This is a genomic window from Metabacillus sp. Hm71, assembly GCF_051842955.2.
Taxonomy (GTDB): Bacteria; Bacillota; Bacilli; order Bacillales; family Bacillaceae; genus Metabacillus.
Map to the genome: position 1 here is coordinate 3501625 of NZ_CM200278.1, position 21120 is coordinate 3522744.

The following is a 21120-nucleotide window of genomic DNA, read 5'->3' on the forward strand; positions in this document are numbered from 1 at the left end:
CATTAATCTTATTCTTCCTTTATCCCATTCTTAACGGACAGTAAGACCTTAATAAAAAATTTCAGCCATTTAATAAGTATAAAAAATTGGATGAGGATAAACTGCCCGTAAAGATTCGACGAAGGACAGGACGTCCAAGTCAGGCGAAAGCCACAGAAGGTGGCGTACTAAGCGTAATAAGTTTCATTACCATTCAGTGAAAAAACGCCACTGAATGAATTTTCACTTTATTTCTCAGATCCTGCTGTGATTCCGCTTACAATATATTTTTGCAAGAGGATAAACATAATGATTATCGGGGCAGCGGCAATGGTAGACACCGCCATTAGTCCATCCCATTGTGTTCCATATTGACCGATAAATTTAGTTAATCCCATTGTCAGAGGGCGTATTTTTTCATCCATTGCAAGAGTTAAGGCAAAAATTAAATCTCCCCATGCAAATAAAAAACTGAACGTTCCAACTGTAAGTAAAGTAGGTTTTGTTAAAGGTAGTACAACTCTTACAAATGCAGTAAACCGATTACAACCATCTATAACTGCTGCATCCTCCAAACCTCTAGGAATGGATAGGAAAAACGGGCGCATGATCAGAATCGCAAATGGTAATGCAAGTGTTGTGTTTCCGATAATTAAAGCTGCATAACTATTAAGAAGATTAAACTTTGAAAACAAAATAAATAGCGGCATCGCTGTCATTACCCCAGGCACCATTTGTGTAACAAGAAGGATAAGTAAAAAGATCCCACTTCCCTTTAACTTAAAACGCGCCATGGCATATGCTGCTGGCAATGCCAATAGAAGAGTAAGGGCTGCTGTTCCAATTGCAATAATGAATGAATTTTTTAAGTATAGTAATATACTACGATCCTCGATTATATTTTTAATGTACGCATCAAACTGAATTGTCTCAGGAAAGATCATTGGAGGGGTAGCAAATACGTCTTGTATTGGTTTTAAAGATGTGGTTATCATCCAATAAATTGGAAATAAAAATACCAGTGTTATGACAAGTGCGATGAAAAACATCCCATATTCTCTAGTAGTATATTTCATCACATTGTCTCCTCCTTCCTGATCAAATATAAATAGATAAGGGAAATGCATGTTAAGATTAATAGAATAATCGTAGCAACTGCACCGCTAAGTCCGAACTTAAAATTTACAAATGCCAGTTCATATCCAAAAAACGGTAAAACTTGTGTAGCATTTACCGGTCCTCCCCCGGTCATAATCAAGATGATATCAAACACTTTAAATGTGTAGATTATTCCTAGAACGAGAACAACCAAAATGGCGGGCTTCATCAGCGGAACCGTGATTTTAAAAAAGGACTGAAGCCTTGATGCACCATCTATTTTTGCAGCTTCATATACGTCATTTGGCAGCGCTTGCAACGATGACAATAAAAGAATCATATTAAAAGGAATTCCTATCCAAATATTCGTGACAATAATTGCGATTAACGCAGTGCTTTGTTGCCCCAACCAGTTAATCGGCTCATTAATCAAGCCGATTTGGACAAGAAAATAGTTGATAACACCATAATCAACATCATATAGCCATTTAAATAACGTACCAGTTATAACTAATGGCGTCATCCAAGCTAAAAGCAATATCGAACGAAAAAAATTACGGAGCGGAAATCGCTGATTAAAAAACAATGCTAATAAAAATCCAATCGAAAGCTGAAAAACGATGCAGGAAACGGTATAAATCACAGTGTTTTTCAAGGCAGGTAGAAATCTTTCATCTTGAAAAATTTGTCTGTAATTCTCAATTCCTATAAAAGGTTTTTCTCCTTTCAAATTATAGATCGTAAAGTCCTGAAAACTAATAAAAATATTATAGAAAATTGGGTAAAGCATAAAAATAACTACGAAAAGAAAAGCAGGTATAATGAATAAATATTTAGGGAGAGTTTTCTTTATAAATGGTCCAACCTGCATCTCGGTACCAATCTTTTTATTCGTTTCGATTCTTGTATCTGCTTCCATAGTATTGCCTCCTTTTGCTTCTAACCGTTTAGAAGCTATTATTCTAAAAGAATTCAATCCTTTATGGTAATAAAGGCTCTATCTTCTCAGCAGATTCTCTCATTATTTTCTCAACATCCTCACCAGTGATTGATCGTTGTATTGCTTCCTGAACTGCCGTTGAAATTTCAGGATATTTTGTTCCGTAAGCACGCGGTTTTGACGTTTTGATTTGTTGAACAAAAACTTGCAATTGCTCGTCTTTATTCCATTCATATCTCTTATCGTCAGCAACATCTTCTCGATTTGGCAAACGACCGCCAAGTTCATGCATTGGCCCTAAAATGTCAGGCTGTTGAGACCAAGTGATAAAATTAAATGCCTCTTGTCTATGCTCTGTAGTAGCAGAAATTGCCCAATTTTCTCCTCCTAGAATTGAAGCAGATTGTTTTCCTTCCGGCATAAGGGTAACATCCCAGTTTAAATCTTTCGATTCTTCTCTAAGAGTGGGTAACTGCCAAGGACCGTTTACCATCATGGCTGCTTTACCAGTTTGGAATTGGACAAGAACATCTTGCTGATTCCAGTTCACAATATTTTCTGATATCGAACCTTCCTTCACCATATTCTGAATAAATTTCATTGCCGAGATTGCTTCCGGACTGCCAAAGGAATCTAAATCCGCGCCAGCCTGCCATAAAAAAGGAAGAAATTGAAATGTGCCTTCCTCACTTTTAGTGGCTGCAATGGCTAAACCTTTCCTGTCATTTGTCGTTAATTTTTTCGCTGCTTCTTCCAATTTACTCCATGTTTTCGGCGGTTCTGTAATACCTGCTTCTTTAAACATATCTTTATTGTAAAAAAGGGCAAGTGCATTACTGTTATTAGGAATGCCGTAATACTTTCCATCAAGCATCGTTGAGGCTCTTGGACCTTCAAAATATTGATCAGCCTCTCCCCATTCTTCCACTTCCTTCGTAATATCTGCAAATACCCCTGCTGCTGCGAATGCTTGATGATCAGGATTGTCGATGAGCACGATATCAGGCAGCTCACCACCGGCAATCCCTTGTAGAAGCTTTGTTTTTAAATCCGCAAATGGAAAGTACGTTCGCTCAAACTTTATATTTGGGTGGCTTTCTTCGTATTTACGAAGTAATTCTAACTGTTCTTTTTCCGATGGGGAATCCGGACTCAAATAATCCCAAACCTTTAATGTTATCACTCCATCATTTCTGCTTTCATTACTTGCCCCATCGCTGCATCCAACAAGTGCAATGACCATTAATAATAAAAGCCCGCATAACAGCTTCCATTGCAACTTCATTAACAATGCCCCCTTTATTTAGTTGCTTTAGTGGTTATACTTTCAAAAATTGTCACTTCTTCCCCTTTTTTAATCGATTGTAATGCTCCACCGACAATTGCAAAGCTCTTAAGATTATCTTCAAGATGTGTGATCGGTTTTCGATTTTCCTTTATTGCCTGAATCATCTCGTAAATGGAAAATTCCCGATCTGTATAGCGCATGTTTGGCAGCTCCAGCTCTGTTGTTATGCCATCTTCAAGTGTAATCATTGGCACATCATCGATTAGTTCAACAATTCCTTTGCTGCCGACAAGACGAACCTCTCCGTTCCAAGAAGTTTCTTTTCCACGAGTAACCCAGCTGCCAAAATAATTGATAAGTGTATAATCAAAATTAATGATTGCGCTTGCAACTCCATTCCCGCCAAACCAACTCCAGGAAGGCTTCATGCTTTTCGCAAAAATAGATGATGGCTCTTTCCCTAAAATATGCCTTAATAAATCAAAGTGATGAATGCTCATATCCTCTATTAAAATCTCACTATATTGATCACGCCAGCCGCCAAATTTTGTTGCCCTTCTAAAATTCCATTCCCCATATTCGACAACGCCTATCGTTCCTTCTTGAATGCAATTTTTAATTGCTTCAATTTCTGGTCTCCAACGATAATTTTGGCTAATCATAATAAATTTCTCATATTGTTTTGCTTGATTTGCTAGCTCAATTGCTTCTTCAAAGGTGTGGGTAATGGGTTTCTCCATGAACACATACATTCCTGCTTCTAATGCATCTAGAGCCAATTGTTTATGGGTTTGCGGAGGTGTAATGATAATGGCAATATCAGCAGGAACTTGCTCAAAGGCATCTATATGATTTTGAAATGTCTGGACAGATTTATCGTTTAATACATTTTTAGCATTCTGAATATTTATCGCATCAACATCGACTAGGGCAACGAGTTCGATTTCGGCGAATTCTTTTAAAATAGTCAGCCAGGATTGACCAAAGCCGCCAACTCCAATTTGAATCACTTTTAGCTTATTCATACATCAATCATCCTCCTAATTTTTGTGAATCTATAAATCAATTAATCTCATCAAAAATTTTTCCAAACACCACATCCTTTCAAGTATTTTTGATTATCGTACCTCATTTTTGAATAAACAAAAGAATAATCCTTTTGTTATCACATTTAAAAAGATCAGCAGCAAATCTAAAACGCTTCCAAAATAAGGTGCGATCATCAATCATGTATATAATATTTCACATTCCCCTTTGTTACAATTTCAAGCTTTACGATATCCTCTACCACCTTAATTGGCTCCTCCAGCATTAAATGATCAAAAGCCTTCCTTACTGCTAAAGAACCTTGATAAACCGGGTCCTGGCAGATCGTAGCTGTAATCATATCATTCAATAGATAATGATGAATTTCTTTATTCATATCATGCCCAATTAAGATTGGTTTTTTTGAAAGCTTCATTTTTTCTATTTCCTTAGCTACTTCTGCAAGAGCACCAGTGGCGACATAAATTCCGTCTACTTGTTCTAGATCTTTCTTTAATTCCAAGATTGAATTGGATAAATCCGAATTGCTGATCTTTAACGGCCGAATTGATTCGATTTGATCGCATTGTGTTATGTAGTCAATAAACCCTATTACTTTTTGTTGCATTTGAAATGTATTTATTTTGTCGGTGATTAATGCGAATTTCTTTGAGGTGTGTGTAAATCGATACAATAACTCACCAGCTAAACGGCCTGAATCTTGATAATTTGCACCAACATACGATAATCTTTTGCTTGAAGGAGAGTCATTATTGAATGTGTAGATAGGGAAACCTTTTTCAATTCCCGAATTTATAACTTGCATTAATGGGGCTGCATCATTTGCTGAAAGAACAAGTCCATTGTACTTCCCAGAATGAATAATGTCTTGCACGACCTTTACTTGTTCCTGAATATCAAATTTTTTCGTTCGTATAATCTCAATCTCAAATCCAAAGTCACGTAAATCCTTATATGCTTTCATGATTCCTATTTCGATTTCCTTCCAAAAGTATTCAGGATAAACGGGAAAAACTATCGCAATAAGAATGTTTTTCTTTCGAGAAAGCAAGCTTGCTGACATATTCGGTTTATAGTTTAATTCCTCTGCTTTCTCCAACACTTTTTTCAATGTTTTAGGACTAACCTTTCCCCTATTGTTTAGTGCCCGATCGACAGTGGCAATGGATAACCCTAGCTGCTCAGCAATTGTTTTAGCCGTAATTTTCATGTTTATCACCACATATCCTTGGTATCTTCTGTATAATTTACTAGCTATTTGATTTATATCATATGAGAAAAGACGAAGTCAATCTATTTTTAGAATTTTTTGATTATTGAGGTGCGTTCATCATAGTGTGATTGTGAAATATACTACTGTTGAGGTTAATTTGTTATTATATTAATAGAATGTATTTTTTAGTTTACATAACAAGATTATTGTCAATTTATTTTTCGCCTTACTATATAAATTTATTAGAGTTGGTTCTCCCCTTTTCTTTTATTATTTTTAATCTAATGAAAGGTATGGAGGAAAACCAACTTAAATTGCTTTGCTTATTTCAGTGAAAATGTCAGCTCTGGCATCCATTGTGACATATGCTTTTTGATTTCTTCATAATCAGCTTTTTTGCTTTTTATTTGATTCAGAGGTGAAACTACATATTTTTCATTTACAAAAGTTGGAAAGAATGCAGGATCCTTTAATGTTATTGACATTTTTCCATCCACATCCACCTTTTCGACCTTAATTTGCATGATTCCGCCAAGGTCTTTATAATCTCCTGTTTGTCCTGTTAAGAAATTGCCAAGTGAATAAGCGACAAAGGTCCGTTTGCCATCTTCTCTTGTGATCCATTCCATCGGCTGCAGCACATGTGGATGATGACCGATGATAATATCAGCACCAGCATTTGCGGTTTGACGAGCTATATTCTTTTGCTCATTATTTGGCAGCCTTTCATATTCCTTTCCAAAATGAAGACTGACCACTACAACATCAGATACCTTTTTAGCAAGGGCAATCTCTTTTTCTATTTTCTCCGCATCTATTAAGTTAACAAGATATGGCTTGCCCTCTGGTACAGGAATCCCATTTGTCCCATATGTATACGCTAAAAAAGAGAACATAATCCCATTCTTCTCGATTGTTCGAATGTTCGTTTGATCCTTAGCAGAAACAAATGAACCAGTATAAAGCATTCCGATCTTATTCCAATGGGCAATCGCATTCTGAATGGCCTTTTCACCTCGATCTAACGTATGGTTATTCGCCATCGTAACAATATCTACACCGCTTTCTTTTAATGCATTCCCCACCTCATGCGGACTGTTGAACGAAGGATATGTCGAAAGGCCAATTCCTGCTCCGCCAATCATTGACTCTTGATTCGCAACCGTTATATCTGCTGTACCGATAGAGGATTTAACAGGTGCAAGCAATGGCATAAAATCATACTTGTCATTTCCTAGATGTTGAGGATTGTATACCCGATCATGAATAAGCACATCTCCAATAGCAGAAAGAGTTACTGTAGAGGCTGCAATTGGCGTTTCTGACAGCTTAGCTGGCCGTTCCATTTCTTCGATAAACTGTTTCTTTTTTGAATCAGCATTCTCATTTTGAATCGATTTGTATTGAACAAAAGTATAAATCGAAACGATAATAAGAAGAGGCGCTAGCATCCAACAAAATAATCGCTTTTTCATCATCATTCTTCCTTTTTCTACTTAAATCTCTTTTAAATTTACCATTTTTTTCAGCAGATGACAAAAGACTATTTTTCCCTAATTGGATAAAACGTAGGGGATAAATAAGCTTTTTTCAATTTAAAATGAATTAGGAAAAGGAGAATGATACAGGATGTCGAATTTGACTACTACATTTATTTTTTTGATATAGAGAGGATGTTAGATTTGTCAGCAAATTTCTGTTTAAAATGTGGAATTGCATTGGAGAATCGGGACATTGATGGAACAATTAGAAAGGCCTGCCCGAACTGTGATTTTATCTTTTGGGGAGATTATAGTATTGGCGTCGGAGCTTTAGTAATAAAAGACGATAAATTTCTACTGGTTAAAAGAGCACAAAATCCTGGAAAAGGCTATTGGACGAACCCTGGTGGTTATATTGAGCAATTAGAATCAATTGAGGATACAATTGTACGGGAAGTTGAAGAAGAGGCGGGAATTAAAGCTAAGATAAGAAGTATTGTGGCTATTCGTGACCTTCCGCGAAGTGTACATAACCTTTATATCGCTTTTGCTATGGATTATCTTGATGGAACACCTATTCCAGATGGGGTGGAAGCAGATGAAGCAGGTTTTTACAGTATAGAGGAGACCGAATCAATGAATGTTGCTCCTTTCACTAAATGGCTCATCCATCTTGCTTACAATGGAAAAAGCGAAGGATTGCTTAAAGATCTGAAACCTCTAGTATCACTTAATGACCATGTCCTATTCCGAATATCTTAGAAATACAATAACTAGAGAGGGAAATTCCCTCTCTATTCCTCTTCATCCATCAATTCTTCAAATGCAGCTGAAACCTTCGCAAAATCCTCATCACTTTCAATAGGCGAGAAATCCCCTTCCTCATCTACCATCAAAAAAAAGACATCAATATCTTCTTCTGATTCTTCTTGTAAATCCTCAACAAACCCAACAGCAACATAATCAGTACCTTCTACATTTATCGCTGCTAAAACTTCGACTTCGTTTTCCTGATCGTTTTCATCTGTAATTGTAAAAACTTCTCCTATTTCGATTTTATCCATGGAAAATCAATCCTTTCTAGACATTCTGCTTCAAAAAATACCTTATTTAGTTTTTCCACTTCGAAATCTTGTATTCATAAATTGTCTAGCAGCATACGTTTATATAGATCATTTATCCTTTTCAAATAGCAATTCGGAAATTAAAAAGAGAGGATGTCATTTTCATGAACTATTTTCAAACACCATATATATTTCATCGTTCATCAGTAAGATCTGTTAGACAGGCACAAGGTAAAATGATAGTTGAGGGTACTGGACGTTTAACGGTTATGCCTGATAAAGCAATCATTCATATCGGGGTAATGACGGAAAATAAAGATGTTGAGGCTGCACAAAATGAAAATTCCAAACGATCCCAACAAGTGATTGAGGCACTTAAGAAAATTGGCATGACTGATGATGATATTCAAACATTATCATATACCATCCACCCAGTCTATGACTTTGTCGAAGGTAAATCAATCTTAAGAGGCTATCAAATTCAGCATGTTTTCGAACTAACTGTTCGTGATCTTCAAAAAGCTGGGGGCATTTATAAAACAGCCGTTTCCGCTGGAGCAAATATGGCAGGAAGCTTGCGGTTTGAAGTCACGAATGAACAGTCATACTACCAAAAAGCGTTACAGCTTGCAATGAAAAATGCCACTGATAAAGCAGTAAAGCTTGGAGAACAAATTGGTGTTACAATCCAACAGCCTCCAGTAAAAATAACGGAAGCTCCTTCTGTTATTAAACCAAAGGAATTAAGTTTATCTATTGCAGCAGAAGCATCCTTTCAAGCACCTCCTCCTATACAAAGGAGAGAAATTGAAATAGAGGCTAATGTATCGGCTGTTTTTGAGTATTAGTATGAAAGGCGGTCAAATGATCTGACCGCCTCAACTATATTATTTCTCGTCAATAAACGCATTAATCTCCTTTAAGATGCCTTGTTGAATCTCTTCTACCTTGGCAAAATCCATAGCTTCAATATAATAAGCCTCTAGCTTATCTCGAAGCTCTTTTGCTTCTGCCAAGTAGGAAATAGCTTCCTTCATTTTATCTTTATATGCTTTTGTTGTTCTTGCAATGTCTTCTGCATATTTTTCGTCTGTCCCTGGTGTCATGCATCTTTCGTACATATCGATGATTTCATCTGATTCTCGATCTGGAAAATACTCATGCGGGGCTGTACTGTCAAAGATGGCAATACTTTTTTCCCTCAAAATGACCATATCAAGACTATTAGGATCAAAGCCGCAATGATAGACTTCGACATCAAAGCCTTTTTCTTCACCCGCGGCAACAATTTTCTTAAGCATAGTTGATTTACCAGACCCTGCTCTCCCTTTAACAAAGTAACGTTTTTCAATATCTTCCGTTAAATTTTGAATAAAATCAACTGCTCCTAATGGAGTTGCAGCACCTAAAAATCGATGCTTAATGCTTGGTTTTTTTTCTAGTTGGTCATCACCATAAAAAAGAGAAATTAATTCTTGTGAAAGCTTATTTGCTTCGGCAAAATCCATATTAGATATATAAATTTCTTCAATATCATCATGTGCACGCAACGCTTCAGCAAATGTTTTATAAGCCATAGAAAACTTACTTGAAATCTCTTCGTTCAATTGAAGAATCGCTTCTTTATTAAGTGAAAGCTTTTGCGAGTCCCAAGCAACCCCCAAATTTACATACTCTTCAATGACACCAGGTGCTTTCGGTTCAATAATATGTGGTGCAGTGCCATCGACTATTCCAACCTTATATTCCGGTAGCAGGACCCCATCAATTGAATGATTATCAGATGCACAATGCAGGTATTCAATATCAAACCCTTTCCCTTCCATGTACTCGCCAATTCTTTTCATGAGCGAGGATTTCCCCGTACCAGGACCCCCTTTTAATATATACAATCGTTCTACATCCTCTAATACCGAATCATAAAGACTATAAAACCCCTTCGCTGTATTCCCGCCAGCATAATAATGGCGAACTTTTGCACTCATTTGTATCACCCTTTCCCGCCTTTTCTCCTAACATATGTAGATTATCTTACAAGGGTGAATGCCTATTTTTTCATTCGTTTGTCAGATTTTATTCAAGACCCTGCTAAAAAAGGACTGTCTCAACACTTTGAGATAGCCCTTTTCTTTCATTCATTTTTTAATATTTTTTGAAAACTAATGTTGCATTATGACCGCCAAACCCAAAAGAGTTGGATAAGACTACATTTACTTCCGCTCTTTTCGCTAGATTTGGTACATAATTCAAATCTAGCTCGTCATCTGGAGTTTCATAGTTAATGGTTGGAGGAATGATTCCGTCCTGAATTGCCATAATTGAGAAAATCGCCTCAATGGCACCCGCAGCTCCTAGTAAATGCCCTGTCATCGATTTGGTTGAGCTAATCGCGAGTTCATATGCATGCTTCCCGAAAACCTCTTTAACCGCCTGTGTTTCATAAAGATCATTATAATACGTGCTTGTTCCATGAGCATTAATATAATCCACATTCTCTGGTCTAAGATTTGCATCATTTAATGCAAGTTTCATTGCACGTTGACCACCTTCTCCCTCAGGTGCAGGTGTTGTGATATGATAAGCATCACCAGTTGCTCCATATCCAACAATTTCACCATAAATTTTTGTACCACGTGCTAACGCATGTTCAAGCTCTTCTAATACTAAAATACCTGAACCCTCAGCAATGACAAATCCATCACGATTTTTATCAAAAGGACGGCTGGCTGTACCCGGGTCTGGATTTGTAGACAAAGCTGTCATGTTTGTAAAACCTGCGACTGTCATTTCTGTAATAGCTGCCTCTGTTCCACCTGTAACCATCATATCTACATGGCCATTTTGTATGACACGAAAGGCATCTCCTATAGAGTTTGCCCCAGAAGCACAAGCAGTGACTGAACAGTTATTAATTCCTTTTGCTCCAAGTTCAATTGAAACTCTCCCTGCGGCCATATCCGGTATAAACATTGGAATAATAAACGGACTTACCCGCTTAGGACCCTTTGCTAAATACCTCTTATGCTGTTCTTCAAACTCATCAAGTCCGCCAATACCTGATCCAATCCATACTCCTATTCGCTCAGGATCGACATCCTCTCCAATACGAACACCAGCATCAGAAATCGCCATCTTACTTGCTGCAACAGCAAGATGAATATATCTTCCCATCCTTCTAGCTTCCTTATGATCAATAAATTCCTCTGGAACAAAGTTTTTCACTTCACCAGCTACTTTAACATTGAATTTTTCAGTATCAATTCGGGTTAATGGCGCAATACCGGATATCCCATTTTTTATCTGATCCCAAGAAGAAAATGCATCATTGCCAACAGGCGTAACAGCTCCGATGCCGGTAACAACGACTCGTTTTTTCATTTTTGTTTCTCCCCTTCAACTCTATCTTTATTCTAGTATTTTATCAATTGATGATCATAAAAATAGTATTTGAATATAGTAGTTACTTGGTCTTAGTAGTAAAGTATATTCTATACTAATTTTTTATAAAAAAAAAGTCTCACACACAGTGAGCACATTTAAAATTCTAAGTTCTCTATTGAATCCATCAATGAGGTTATCTCATTCACTGTATTCATAATTTCCGAATCCTCTAGCTCTTCAATAACTAATTCTCCGTTTTGCATTGCTGTATTAATTTCTTCCAATAATTTTTCATTATTGTTTACAATATCTTGATGAATATCCTCTGCAATAGCAGGAGCCTCTAATTCATTAAACGTATTTATTTCTTCAACTACTGTATTTAGTTGCTCTTCAAGGTTCTGTTTTGCCTCTGAATCAACTGCCGCATCTTGAACTAGTTGCGGTGCTTCCTGAGCGAAATCACTTAATGAATTAAGATAATCTTGTGCTTCATTTACATAATCAACGGAATTGTTCACATCTTCTAAAAAAGAACAGGCACTTAACATCATCACTAACAAAATAGCAGCAACCGATCGTAATTTTTTCACCTATTGATCACCTCTTGTAATTGGTTATATCAAATATACGGATTACTATTAGAAAAGTTTCAAATTTTTAATTTTATACTCAAGAATTCTTGCATAGCCTTCTTATAAAAAAAGAGCTGCCTAAAAGCAAAGGTTAGACCTTTATAAGACAGCCTCAAAAAAAGTATGTATAAATTATTCTTTGATCACAAGCCACTTCAAAAATTCTTGTTCTGATTTTGTTAAAAACCTTCCTAAGTTTTGTGAAAAATGCACATATAATTCAATATACCGCTTTGCTTTCTTGTCCATTCTTAACCCCCAAATTTTAAATAAGAGCTTTTCTATTTTATCACGTTTTCATGGGTGTTAAAGCATTTTTTTCAAAATATTACAAATATAATTAATTTCCAATAACTGTTGCATCTTTATTTTCCGTAGCTTACTACATATTTCATCCAATAATAACACAACCTACATACACACTTATTTTTAAAAAAGGTGGTGATGAAGGCATGAAAAAGCTATTAGTACTTTTACTTGCGGGTATCTTGGCTACATCTGTTGTTGCTTGTGATGATGCACCAGGGGAAGATGAAATTGGTGATGGTGAAATCAATGATGAAGAATAAGTAAGACTTCCTTCTATTGAGGTTACTGGACGTTTAGATTGCGATAAATAAACAGGGGGCTGACTCTATAACAACCAGCCCCGTATTCTATCAATGCTTTTATACTCAGCCTTTTGATATGGCCAATTAATTCCTAACCAGGTGCATCAATTTCCAACTCTTCAACACGTTTCTCTAAATATTGCACATCCTTCCTCGCATTAAAACGATCTGCTTTTTCTACTTTAGCGGTAATATTGTAATCTGGAATGCCGGCGTATTTTTCATATCTGCCTCTTGGCAATAAGAAATTCCCTTCTGGAAAGTGTACCTCTATGTTTCCTCTTGCTATATCAACAAACATTGCTTTGCCTTGAAAAACTCCAAATCCATTATATACGACAATTCCTTCACCCTCTGTAATACTTAGCTCAAGCGCATCCTGCTTATTCATTAAAACATCAAAACGACTTGCTCCATTAAAGGGATCCGTTTCTTTATAAACCATCGAATTAAATTGTTTTCCACGACGTGAAGTTACAATAAATTGCCCTTCCTTCTTCCCTAAGTCAGGAATCTCAACCTGGATTAAAGTCGCTTTTCCATCAGGTGTCGGACAAATTCCGCCTTCACATAACCATGCTCCACCCCATTGGAATACATCACCTTGTTTCTTAAGATGTTGTATTCCATCATAATCGCGATTCGCAATAGCAATTTCATTGCGAATTTCTTGACCAGTTTTAAAGTCAACTAAGTGGGCTGTCTCAGGTTTTACTCGTTTGGCAAGGTCAATATAGATCTTCCATTCTGCTCGAGCCTCCAAAATTTTATTTTTATTTCCTTTAATTTCTGGAGAAAAATAAACCATTCGTTCAGTTGAAGTGGATGTTCCTCCCCCTTCTTGTTCGTAGCGTGTTTTTGCGGGTAGAACAAGAACTGCTTCCTTTGCATCAACTAAAGTGGAAGAGTTTAGAATAATATCTTGGTGTACACGAATATCGAGTTCAGATATGGCTTTTTTTACAAAATCAGGGTCAGGCATTGTTTCCAGAAAATTTCCTCCTGATAAATAATAGAGCTTTATCTTACGCTCATGCGTGTCTGGAAGCAAAATGTTTTCTAAGGTTACACCGACAATATCACCTTGCCATTGCGGAATCTCAAATCCCCATATCTGTTCCATCCGCTTAATATTCTCGGCATCGAATCCGCTTCCTGGCAAAACAAAGGGATCTGCTCCCATTTCACCTGAGCCTTGCACAGAGGAGTGGCCTCTAAAAGGCATTAAGCCATTATTCTTTCTTCCTAAGAAGCCTCGTAAAAGAGCAAGATTCGCTACTTGTGAAATATTATCTGTAGCAAAAGAGTGCATCGTTAAGCCTAATGCCCAAGCAAATACAGCATTTTCACTCCTGGCTAACAGCTTGGATAATTCAATCATTCTTTCTTTTGTAACCCCTGAGGATTTTATAATTTCATCCCATGACTGTTCTTGAACCTTTGCCTTAAGTTCCTCGTATCCATTTACATGCTCCTGAACAAATTGGTGGTTAATGGCCGAACCATATTCCGCTTCTTCCATTTCGAACCAATGCTTCATAATTCCGTACATGAACGCAATATCACCACCGATATTCACCTGGTAGAAGTCATCGGCTATTTTTGTCCCAAATAATGCTGATTCCATATTTGAGGGAATCCAATATTGCTCCATTGCTGGTTCTTTATATGGATTAATCACAATAATCTTTGTTCCTCTTTTTTTAGCTTCAAGCATATATTTTGTTGAAACAGGTGAAGAATTGGAAGCAATACTACCCCAAAATATTAGAACATCAGTCCCGAACCAATCCTGATAATTCGCAGTCGATGCCCCTACACCGATTGAACGCTTTAGTGCCGTTTTACTTGGCGAGTGACAAATTCGTGAAGCATTATCTATATTATTTGTTCCTAAAAACCGAGCTACTTTTCCAGCAACATAATAAGATTCATTGGTAATTCCTCTTGCAGTTAAATAAAACGCATATTGTTTCGGATCCAATTTCTTCATTTTTTTTGCAATGAGATCCATTGCCTCGTCCCAGGTAATCCTCGAAAATCTTTTTTCACCCTTACGGCGGATAAGCGGATATGGAATACGGCCTAATTTTCGTAATTCAGTACTACTATATTTCCGCAATTTATCAATGTCAGAATGAAGAATGTCTTCTTTTACTGCCGGCATTGTATTTAAGCGAAGGACATTAAGACGTGTTGTACAAACATGCGGTCCTTTAAGTGTCTGGTCATACAGACCTGAAACCCCTAATGCACAACCATCACAAACCCCCTGTGTTAAAATCCGTGTCGCATAGCCTATGTTATCACGATTGTCCCAGGCAATTTTCATTGTATCGCGAAAATGCTGAGGTTTTACTTTTCCTAAGCCGAAGGGAATTGGACTAACCCAATGTTTTGGTTGTGGTATTTTCGTCGCTTTTATAGGTCCTTGATGCTTTGTCTCTCCCATTTTGTTCACTCCTAATCTATAGAAAGAAAGTCAGAATGATTATTTGTTTCACTTAATTAATTCTGTAAAATCCTCCATAATCCTTGTCCTTTATAGCAAATATCATCCAAACCCTAGGAAATGTTAAACTCATTAAATATGTTTTAAATAAGTATAAAACTCTCTAGATATTATACTTGTTAAATAAATTAGAATATGTTTATACTTTATTAATCTTAAAAATCAGGTGAATCGTATGATAAAAAAGATAAGTGTAGAACAGAAAATAAGGAAATATACAAACGGTCAATTATTTGATACTGTAGATGATATCGTTACAGAATTTCCATTAACGATCTTTATTAATAATCAAGAATTTGCTACTATGGTCTGCACTCCTGCCCATTTTGAAGAAATGGTCATCGGTTTTTTGGCATCAGAAGGTGTAATTCGTTTTTTAGATGATATTAAAGCTTTTACGATTGACGAACATGCCGGTTATGCCCATGTGACATTGCATGCGGATGTGACAACGAGCCAGCAATATTATTCAAAACGATTTATTGGTTCTTGCTGTGGTAAGAGCAGACAGTTTTATTTTCATAATGATGCCCGAACAGCTAAAACCGCAACGACTAACCTATCTATTAATCCTGACCAATGTATAAAGCTAATGAATGATATGCAAAAAAGAAGTACTGTTTTTCAGGAAACCGGCGGTGCTCATAATGCAGCATTGTGTACCCCTGAAAAGATCGTTGTCACTCGGACAGACATTGGCAGACATAATGCTTTAGATAAATTATATGGATATAGTATGATGAATCAACTTTCTGTTCGTGATAAAATCATTGTCTTTAGTGGCAGAATCTCGTCAGAAGTGCTCGTAAAAGCAGCAAAAATTGGAGTTGGTATTGTCCTTTCTAAATCCGCACCAACTGATCTTGCCATAAATCTTGCAGATGACTTAAATATAACTACAGTTGGGTTTATCCGCGGGCAATCATTCAATATTTATTCACATCCTGAGAGAATCATCAACGGATAAAGCAAAATCTTATTTGTGGAAAGGTTATAAATGGATAAACTATAGTGGGAGGAATCTATATTGAAAGCAAATAACTCGGTTTATGATCATCTTAACCGCCCGCTTCGTGATTTAAGAATTTCTGTTACCGATAAATGTAATTTTCGCTGTACGTATTGTATGCCTGCAGAAATATTTGGACCAGATTATCCGTTTTTAAAAAGAGATGAACTTCTATCTTATGAAGAAATTGTACGGTTGACGAACCTTTTTGTTCAATCCTTAGGAGTGCAGAAGATAAGAATTACCGGCGGCGAACCTTTAATGAGAAAAGATTTGCCGATACTCATTGAAAACATAAGCTGCATTAATGGCGTAGAAGATATTGCAATGACGACAAACGGCTACCTTCTTCCTAAATATGCCAAAAAGTTAAAAGAAGCCGGCTTAAAACGGGTATCCATTAGTCTTGATTCTTTACATGACGAATTGTTCGGTAAAATAAATGGACGCAATATTCCTGTTCAGACAGTTATTGAGGGAATAGATGCCGCGGCAGATGCCGGTTTAAAAGTAAAAATCAATATGGTTGTAAAACGCGGACTGAATGAGCATGAAATTATTCCTATGGCTAAATTTTTTCGCAAAAAAGGCCATATTCTACGCTTTATTGAATTTATGGATGTTGGCAATACCAATCAATGGAACCTTCAAGATGTGTACCCTAAAAAGCAAATTATTGAAGATATCCATCAGGTCATGCCGCTTGAAGCAATCGAACCAAATTACACAGGTGAAGTAGCTACACGGTATCGCTATATCGGATCCAATGATGAGATTGGTGTTATCTCCTCAGTATCTGATGCTTTTTGTTCAACATGTAACCGTGCCCGTCTTTCTGCAAACGGAATGTTGTATACTTGTCTATTTGCTTCCATGGGCCATGATTTACGTGAACCGATAAGATCTGGTCTATCTGATATAGAACTGGCTGAGCTTCTTAAAAATATTTGGCATGGCAGAAAAGATCGATATTCACTTGAGCGCAGTGAAGCATCCACAAAACGAAAAAAAATTGAAATGTCCCATATCGGAGGATAGGAGGATTCAAAACGTGAGCCCTTGTAACATTGACCATTCAGTAGAAGATGTGAAGAAAAAGCTTGAGGAACAGTCCCCTTTTCTTTTATCGGAATTAGCGGAGAAATGTGCTAACTTTTTAACCGTCCCACGAAGCCAAAATGACCTAAATGAGCTGTTCCATCACTTAAAAAAGTATGATTTGGCCTCAGAGGAGGAAAGAGAAGTTCGCAACAAAAAAATCACTTCACTTTTCGAAAAAAATATTTTGAAATAACATACCATCTTTAAACAAAAGAAGTTTAAATTTCAAAAGGGGAAGAGATTGACATCTCTCCCTTTTTGAAATTAACCTAATTAATATTTTTTCCATAAAAAATTTCATCCATCTCTCTTGTTAAACGATCCGTTATTTCATCTTGTTCCTTTCTGCTTAGTTTTTCCTTTGTATAACCAAACAGATAATTATTTAAATCAAATTTTTTCAGCTTACATTTTGTATGAAAGATATTCTCTTGATAAATATTTACATCAATCATATCATACTGTTCCTTCACTTCATCAGGGATGTAATTTTGGATTGAGCTTATATCATGATCGATAAATAATTTATCTCCATTTATATCTCTTGTAAAGCCACGAACACGATAATCCATTGTCATGATATCGGTATCGAATGAATGAATTAAATAATTAAGTGCTTTTAATGGGGAAATTTCTCCGCATGTCGAAACATCGATATCTGCCCGAAAGGTACTGATCCCTTCATTCGGATGGAATTCAGGATAGGTATGAACGGTAATATGACTTTTATCTAAACTGAGAGCAACTGCTTCTGGCAGCGGACCCGGTGATTCATCATAGGATTCTGTTGGGACCTCTACGATCGGTCCTTCTGATACCAAGATCGTCACACTTGCTCCTTGAGGTACATAATCTTGTTTTGCGATATTAAGTACATGAGCACCAATAATATCTGTTACATTTTTTAAGATATTTGTTAATCGTTCAGCATTATATTGTTCATCAATATATTCAATATATGCCTCCCTTTCTTCCCTCGTTTTTGTAAAGCAAATATCGTACATATTAAAACTTAGTGATTTTGTTAAGTTATTAAATCCGTGTAACTGTATTCGCTGCTCTGGAGTTAGCATGATTCTTCCCCCTTGTATGGATTTTTTCAACTGTACTATTTTCCGAATCTTTACAAGTCATATATATCTTACCCTTTTCTGGGAAAAGAAATCAGTATGAGAGGAAATCCATTTAAACTGAAAATCGCCTCCCTTGAGATTGAGAGACGACAATTTAAATTATTCATTATTTAAATCGTTCATTATATGTTCTGACTGGTTTACCAGAAGTTCTCTTGCATCTTCTGAAACATTATTTTTCACAGAAGCGTTCTTTACCTGATCAATGAATTTTTCAACAATTGAAATCATTTGTTTTTTGTTACCTTTTCTTTCATGTTGTTGAGCTTGTTTTAAAGTATTGGCTAGTTGTGAAGAAAGCGGTGCTTCGATTTCTTTATTTTCTATATTTGTAGAAAGGATATTTTTTAAAACACTCAATTTACTTGGTATTTCTATGTCAGGTACAGGAACCTCTCCCCAATCTGTATCTGATGCGAAATAAAAGCTTGTGTATGCTGGTTGGTTATAGCCAACATTTTGCCATGCAATACCGGTTCTGTATTGTGGATCGTGCATTAATGTATATAATTTCCGATTTGTTACCTCTGTGCTTAGGAAAATTCGGATTGCTTGACTGTCAGCAGTACGAACAAGCAGCTCTTCACGCCAATCACCAAAAACATCAGCTACTAATGAAGGATTCCCTTTCGTATGATTATTTGTTCGTGTATTTTCTGCTGTTAAAACCGTTCCTTTTTTCCAATCATTAATTGTTGGTGTACTATCGATTGATCCACTGACAATCTGTGTTGTCATATCAGGAGACCACTTAATATTCATATTTGTACCTGGTGCCTGGTCGCTAAGTTTAGTACCATTTGCTGACCATAATCCAACTGCCCAAGTCTCCAACCCTTTAGTGTCTGGTTCAATATCACCGATCATACCTCGGCCTGTATCCTTACCAGTGTATCCGCCGTTTATCACCTCTCCGGTTTTCGCATCCCTTAGTGCATATCCGTATGGTGCATATCTTCCGCCTTCGTGAACCATAAAAATTTCTAAGCCCTCGCGTTCCGGATCAATATCTGTGACATGCAAGGCATCTCCATGACCTAAACCAGCTGTTACACCAGGTGTTGCACTTTCCGGCGGCATGACATCAGTGGAACTATAGAGCAATGCACCATTATGATCAATTGTAGCAGACCCATAAATGATTTCTTGCTTTCCATCCCCGTCAACATCTGCTGTACTCAATGAATGCGCACCTTGAGTTGTAAGAGAACCAAATTCCTCACTAGTTCCAAATTTACCATGAGGACTATCATTGAAAGGATTGCTCATTAGTGTCCATCCACTATCAACTGACCAGTTTTCCTTGAGATGCTCCCCGTCCCAGCTATACGTCACCATTGTTGTTCTTGTATAGTAACCTCGTGAGAAAACAGCGTATGGCTTTTTCCCGTCCAAATAGGCTACACCTGCAAGGAATCGATCAACACGATTGCCCGGCTCGATTCTTGACATTGCGTAGTCTCCCCACATTAATCCATCATCATGACGACCATACTTATAATGAATTGTTTCTAATTCTTTACCTGTTTCACCTTCAAATACTGATAAATACTCAGGGCCAGTAAGGATAAATCCTTCAAAACTTCTTAGATCATTGCGCGAGCTTCTGCTTGGTGCATATTCATCAATAAAATAATCGGCTAAGCTTTCAGCATCCTCTCTTGATAATGGATATTGGTATTGCTTTTCAATACCAAAGCTTTCTTCTAGTGTTGACGGCCAATTTCCATTGATCACTTCCTCATGGTTATGCCAGCTCATAAACATATCTACTATATGTTGATAATAATCTTTACTGCTCATGCGGTAATCATCTTGATGACTGTAGCCTGCTTTTCGATCCTCTTTTGGCATAGTAATATAGTCCTCGGATTTGATATTACCTTGCTTATCATATCTAATTACTTTTGTTCCTGGTGCTGTTTTAAACATTAATTCGGATTTACCATCTCCATCGAAATCATAGACTAAAAATTGCGTATAATGTGCTCCAGAGCGGATATTGACCCCAAGATCTATTCGATATAACAATGTGCCATCGAATGTGTAACAATCAATATACGTTTTTCCTGTATAGCCTTTTTGTGATACATCCTTTGAGTTTGTAGGATCCCACTTTACAAAGAATTCATATTGACCATCACCGTCAACATCCCCTATACTCATATCATTTGCCGTATAAGAATATGCTTCACCACTTGGAGTGACACCATCTGCCGGCTTTTTTAATTTTAAATCGTAATATGTATGTTCCCAAGGTGTTGTTTTACTGCTTTGATCGATTTCTTTACCATTTTTAACTGCCTTTACATAGTAAGTTGACGTTGGCGATCCATTTGCATCTAAATAGTTTGTACTATCTTTTATCATGGCAATTTTTTCACCGTTACGATAAAGATGAAAGTTTACCCCAGTTAAACCGGTATCTGATTGTCCGGTAACCTCATCGCCTAACAGCCTCCAGCTTAAAAAATTCCCTTCAGATGTAGAAGCTGCAACGAGACCCCTATCAAGATATTCTAATTGGATTCCATTTCCCTTAATTGAGTTATCCGTTTTAGCTGATGCATTGCTTTGAAAACCTGACATTAATAGAGGAACTGCTAGAGATGCTGCTAAAACCTTTTT

18 protein-coding genes are annotated in these 21120 nt (G+C 36.8%); 5 read left to right on the forward strand and 13 right to left on the reverse strand.

Going from position 1 to position 21120, the window contains the following annotated elements; all coding sequences use genetic code 11:
* Positions 1-227 precede the first annotated feature (227 nt).
* From ACSVDH_RS17225 to ACSVDH_RS17250, 6 genes are all read right to left on the reverse strand, one after another.
* A complete protein-coding gene (locus ACSVDH_RS17225; RefSeq protein ID WP_439251478.1) occupies positions 228-1055 on the reverse strand; it encodes a carbohydrate ABC transporter permease in 828 nt (275 codons plus the stop codon).
* On the reverse strand, positions 1055-1996 hold the full coding sequence (locus tag ACSVDH_RS17230; RefSeq protein ID WP_299088442.1) for a carbohydrate ABC transporter permease: 942 nt from the start codon (positions 1994-1996) through the stop codon (positions 1055-1057). Before ACSVDH_RS17230 ends, ACSVDH_RS17225 begins: the two co-directional genes overlap by 1 nt.
* 61 nt (positions 1997-2057) lie before the next feature.
* Positions 2058-3302, reverse strand: coding sequence for an ABC transporter substrate-binding protein (locus tag ACSVDH_RS17235; RefSeq protein WP_439251479.1), 1245 nt, complete (start codon positions 3300-3302; stop codon positions 2058-2060).
* Positions 3303-3316: 14 nt separating this feature from the next.
* Positions 3317-4330 (reverse strand): Gfo/Idh/MocA family protein, encoded by a 1014-nt coding sequence (locus tag ACSVDH_RS17240; protein ID WP_439251480.1) that lies wholly within the window; start codon positions 4328-4330, stop codon positions 3317-3319.
* Between the two features lie 197 nt (positions 4331-4527).
* Complete coding sequence (locus ACSVDH_RS17245) at positions 4528-5562, reverse strand: LacI family DNA-binding transcriptional regulator (RefSeq protein ID WP_439251482.1); 1035 nt, start codon at positions 5560-5562, stop codon at positions 4528-4530.
* A gap of 326 nt (positions 5563-5888) precedes the next feature.
* Complete coding sequence (locus ACSVDH_RS17250) at positions 5889-7046, reverse strand: CapA family protein (protein ID WP_439251483.1); 1158 nt, start codon at positions 7044-7046, stop codon at positions 5889-5891.
* 192 nt (positions 7047-7238) lie between these two features.
* Here ACSVDH_RS17250 and ACSVDH_RS17255 point away from each other — a divergent pair, with 192 nt between their 5' ends.
* Positions 7239-7808, forward strand: a complete 570-nt coding sequence (locus tag ACSVDH_RS17255; protein WP_439251560.1) for an NUDIX domain-containing protein — start codon at positions 7239-7241, stop codon at positions 7806-7808.
* A gap of 32 nt (positions 7809-7840) precedes the next feature.
* On the opposite strand, the gene ACSVDH_RS17260 is transcribed toward ACSVDH_RS17255, so the two are convergent.
* Entirely contained in the window at positions 7841-8110 is a 270-nt protein-coding gene (locus tag ACSVDH_RS17260) for a DUF1292 domain-containing protein (RefSeq protein WP_439251484.1), read from the reverse strand.
* Between the two features lie 164 nt (positions 8111-8274).
* On the opposite strand from ACSVDH_RS17260, the gene ACSVDH_RS17265 reads away from it, so the two are divergent.
* Positions 8275-8958, forward strand: a complete 684-nt coding sequence (locus ACSVDH_RS17265; RefSeq protein WP_439251485.1) for an SIMPL domain-containing protein — start codon at positions 8275-8277, stop codon at positions 8956-8958.
* A gap of 39 nt (positions 8959-8997) precedes the next feature.
* On the opposite strand, the gene ACSVDH_RS17270 is transcribed toward ACSVDH_RS17265, so the two are convergent.
* The 4 genes from ACSVDH_RS17270 to ACSVDH_RS17285 all read right to left on the reverse strand — a co-directional run bounded on the left by ACSVDH_RS17270 (position 8998) and on the right by ACSVDH_RS17285 (position 15189).
* Positions 8998-10095 (reverse strand): PRK06851 family protein, encoded by a 1098-nt coding sequence (locus ACSVDH_RS17270; protein ID WP_439251486.1) that lies wholly within the window; start codon positions 10093-10095, stop codon positions 8998-9000.
* A gap of 157 nt (positions 10096-10252) precedes the next feature.
* Positions 10253-11488, reverse strand: a complete 1236-nt coding sequence (gene fabF, locus ACSVDH_RS17275) for a beta-ketoacyl-ACP synthase II (RefSeq protein ID WP_439251487.1) — start codon at positions 11486-11488, stop codon at positions 10253-10255.
* Between the two features lie 158 nt (positions 11489-11646).
* On the reverse strand, positions 11647-12084 hold the full coding sequence (locus tag ACSVDH_RS17280; protein WP_299088458.1) for a DUF6376 family protein: 438 nt from the start codon (positions 12082-12084) through the stop codon (positions 11647-11649).
* A gap of 744 nt (positions 12085-12828) precedes the next feature.
* The gene (locus tag ACSVDH_RS17285; RefSeq protein ID WP_439251488.1) at positions 12829-15189 is read right to left on the reverse strand and encodes an FdhF/YdeP family oxidoreductase; all 2361 of its coding nucleotides are present in this window, start codon (positions 15187-15189) and stop codon (positions 12829-12831) included.
* 235 nt (positions 15190-15424) lie between these two features.
* Between ACSVDH_RS17285 and fdhD the strand changes: the two genes are divergently transcribed.
* The 3 genes from fdhD to ACSVDH_RS17300 are packed head-to-tail and all read left to right on the forward strand — an operon-like array spanning position 15425 to position 17552.
* A complete protein-coding gene (fdhD, locus tag ACSVDH_RS17290; RefSeq protein ID WP_439251489.1) occupies positions 15425-16216 on the forward strand; it encodes a formate dehydrogenase accessory sulfurtransferase FdhD in 792 nt (263 codons plus the stop codon).
* A 60-nt stretch (positions 16217-16276) separates the two neighbouring features.
* Entirely contained in the window at positions 16277-17296 is a 1020-nt protein-coding gene (gene moaA, locus ACSVDH_RS17295) for a GTP 3',8-cyclase MoaA (protein ID WP_439251490.1), read from the forward strand.
* A 13-nt stretch (positions 17297-17309) separates the two neighbouring features.
* Positions 17310-17552: a hypothetical protein gene (locus ACSVDH_RS17300; protein ID WP_299088463.1), complete on the forward strand. Its 243-nt coding sequence runs from the start codon at positions 17310-17312 to the stop codon at positions 17550-17552.
* A 76-nt stretch (positions 17553-17628) separates the two neighbouring features.
* On the opposite strand, the gene speD is transcribed toward ACSVDH_RS17300, so the two are convergent.
* Entirely contained in the window at positions 17629-18435 is an 807-nt protein-coding gene (gene speD, locus ACSVDH_RS17305; RefSeq protein ID WP_439251561.1) for an adenosylmethionine decarboxylase, read from the reverse strand.
* 156 nt (positions 18436-18591) lie between these two features.
* Positions 18592-21081 carry a rhamnogalacturonan lyase family protein gene (locus ACSVDH_RS17310; RefSeq protein ID WP_518618323.1) on the reverse strand — a complete coding sequence of 830 codons (2490 nt, stop codon included), beginning with the start codon at positions 21079-21081 and terminating at the stop codon, positions 18592-18594.
* Positions 21082-21120 lie beyond the last annotated feature (39 nt).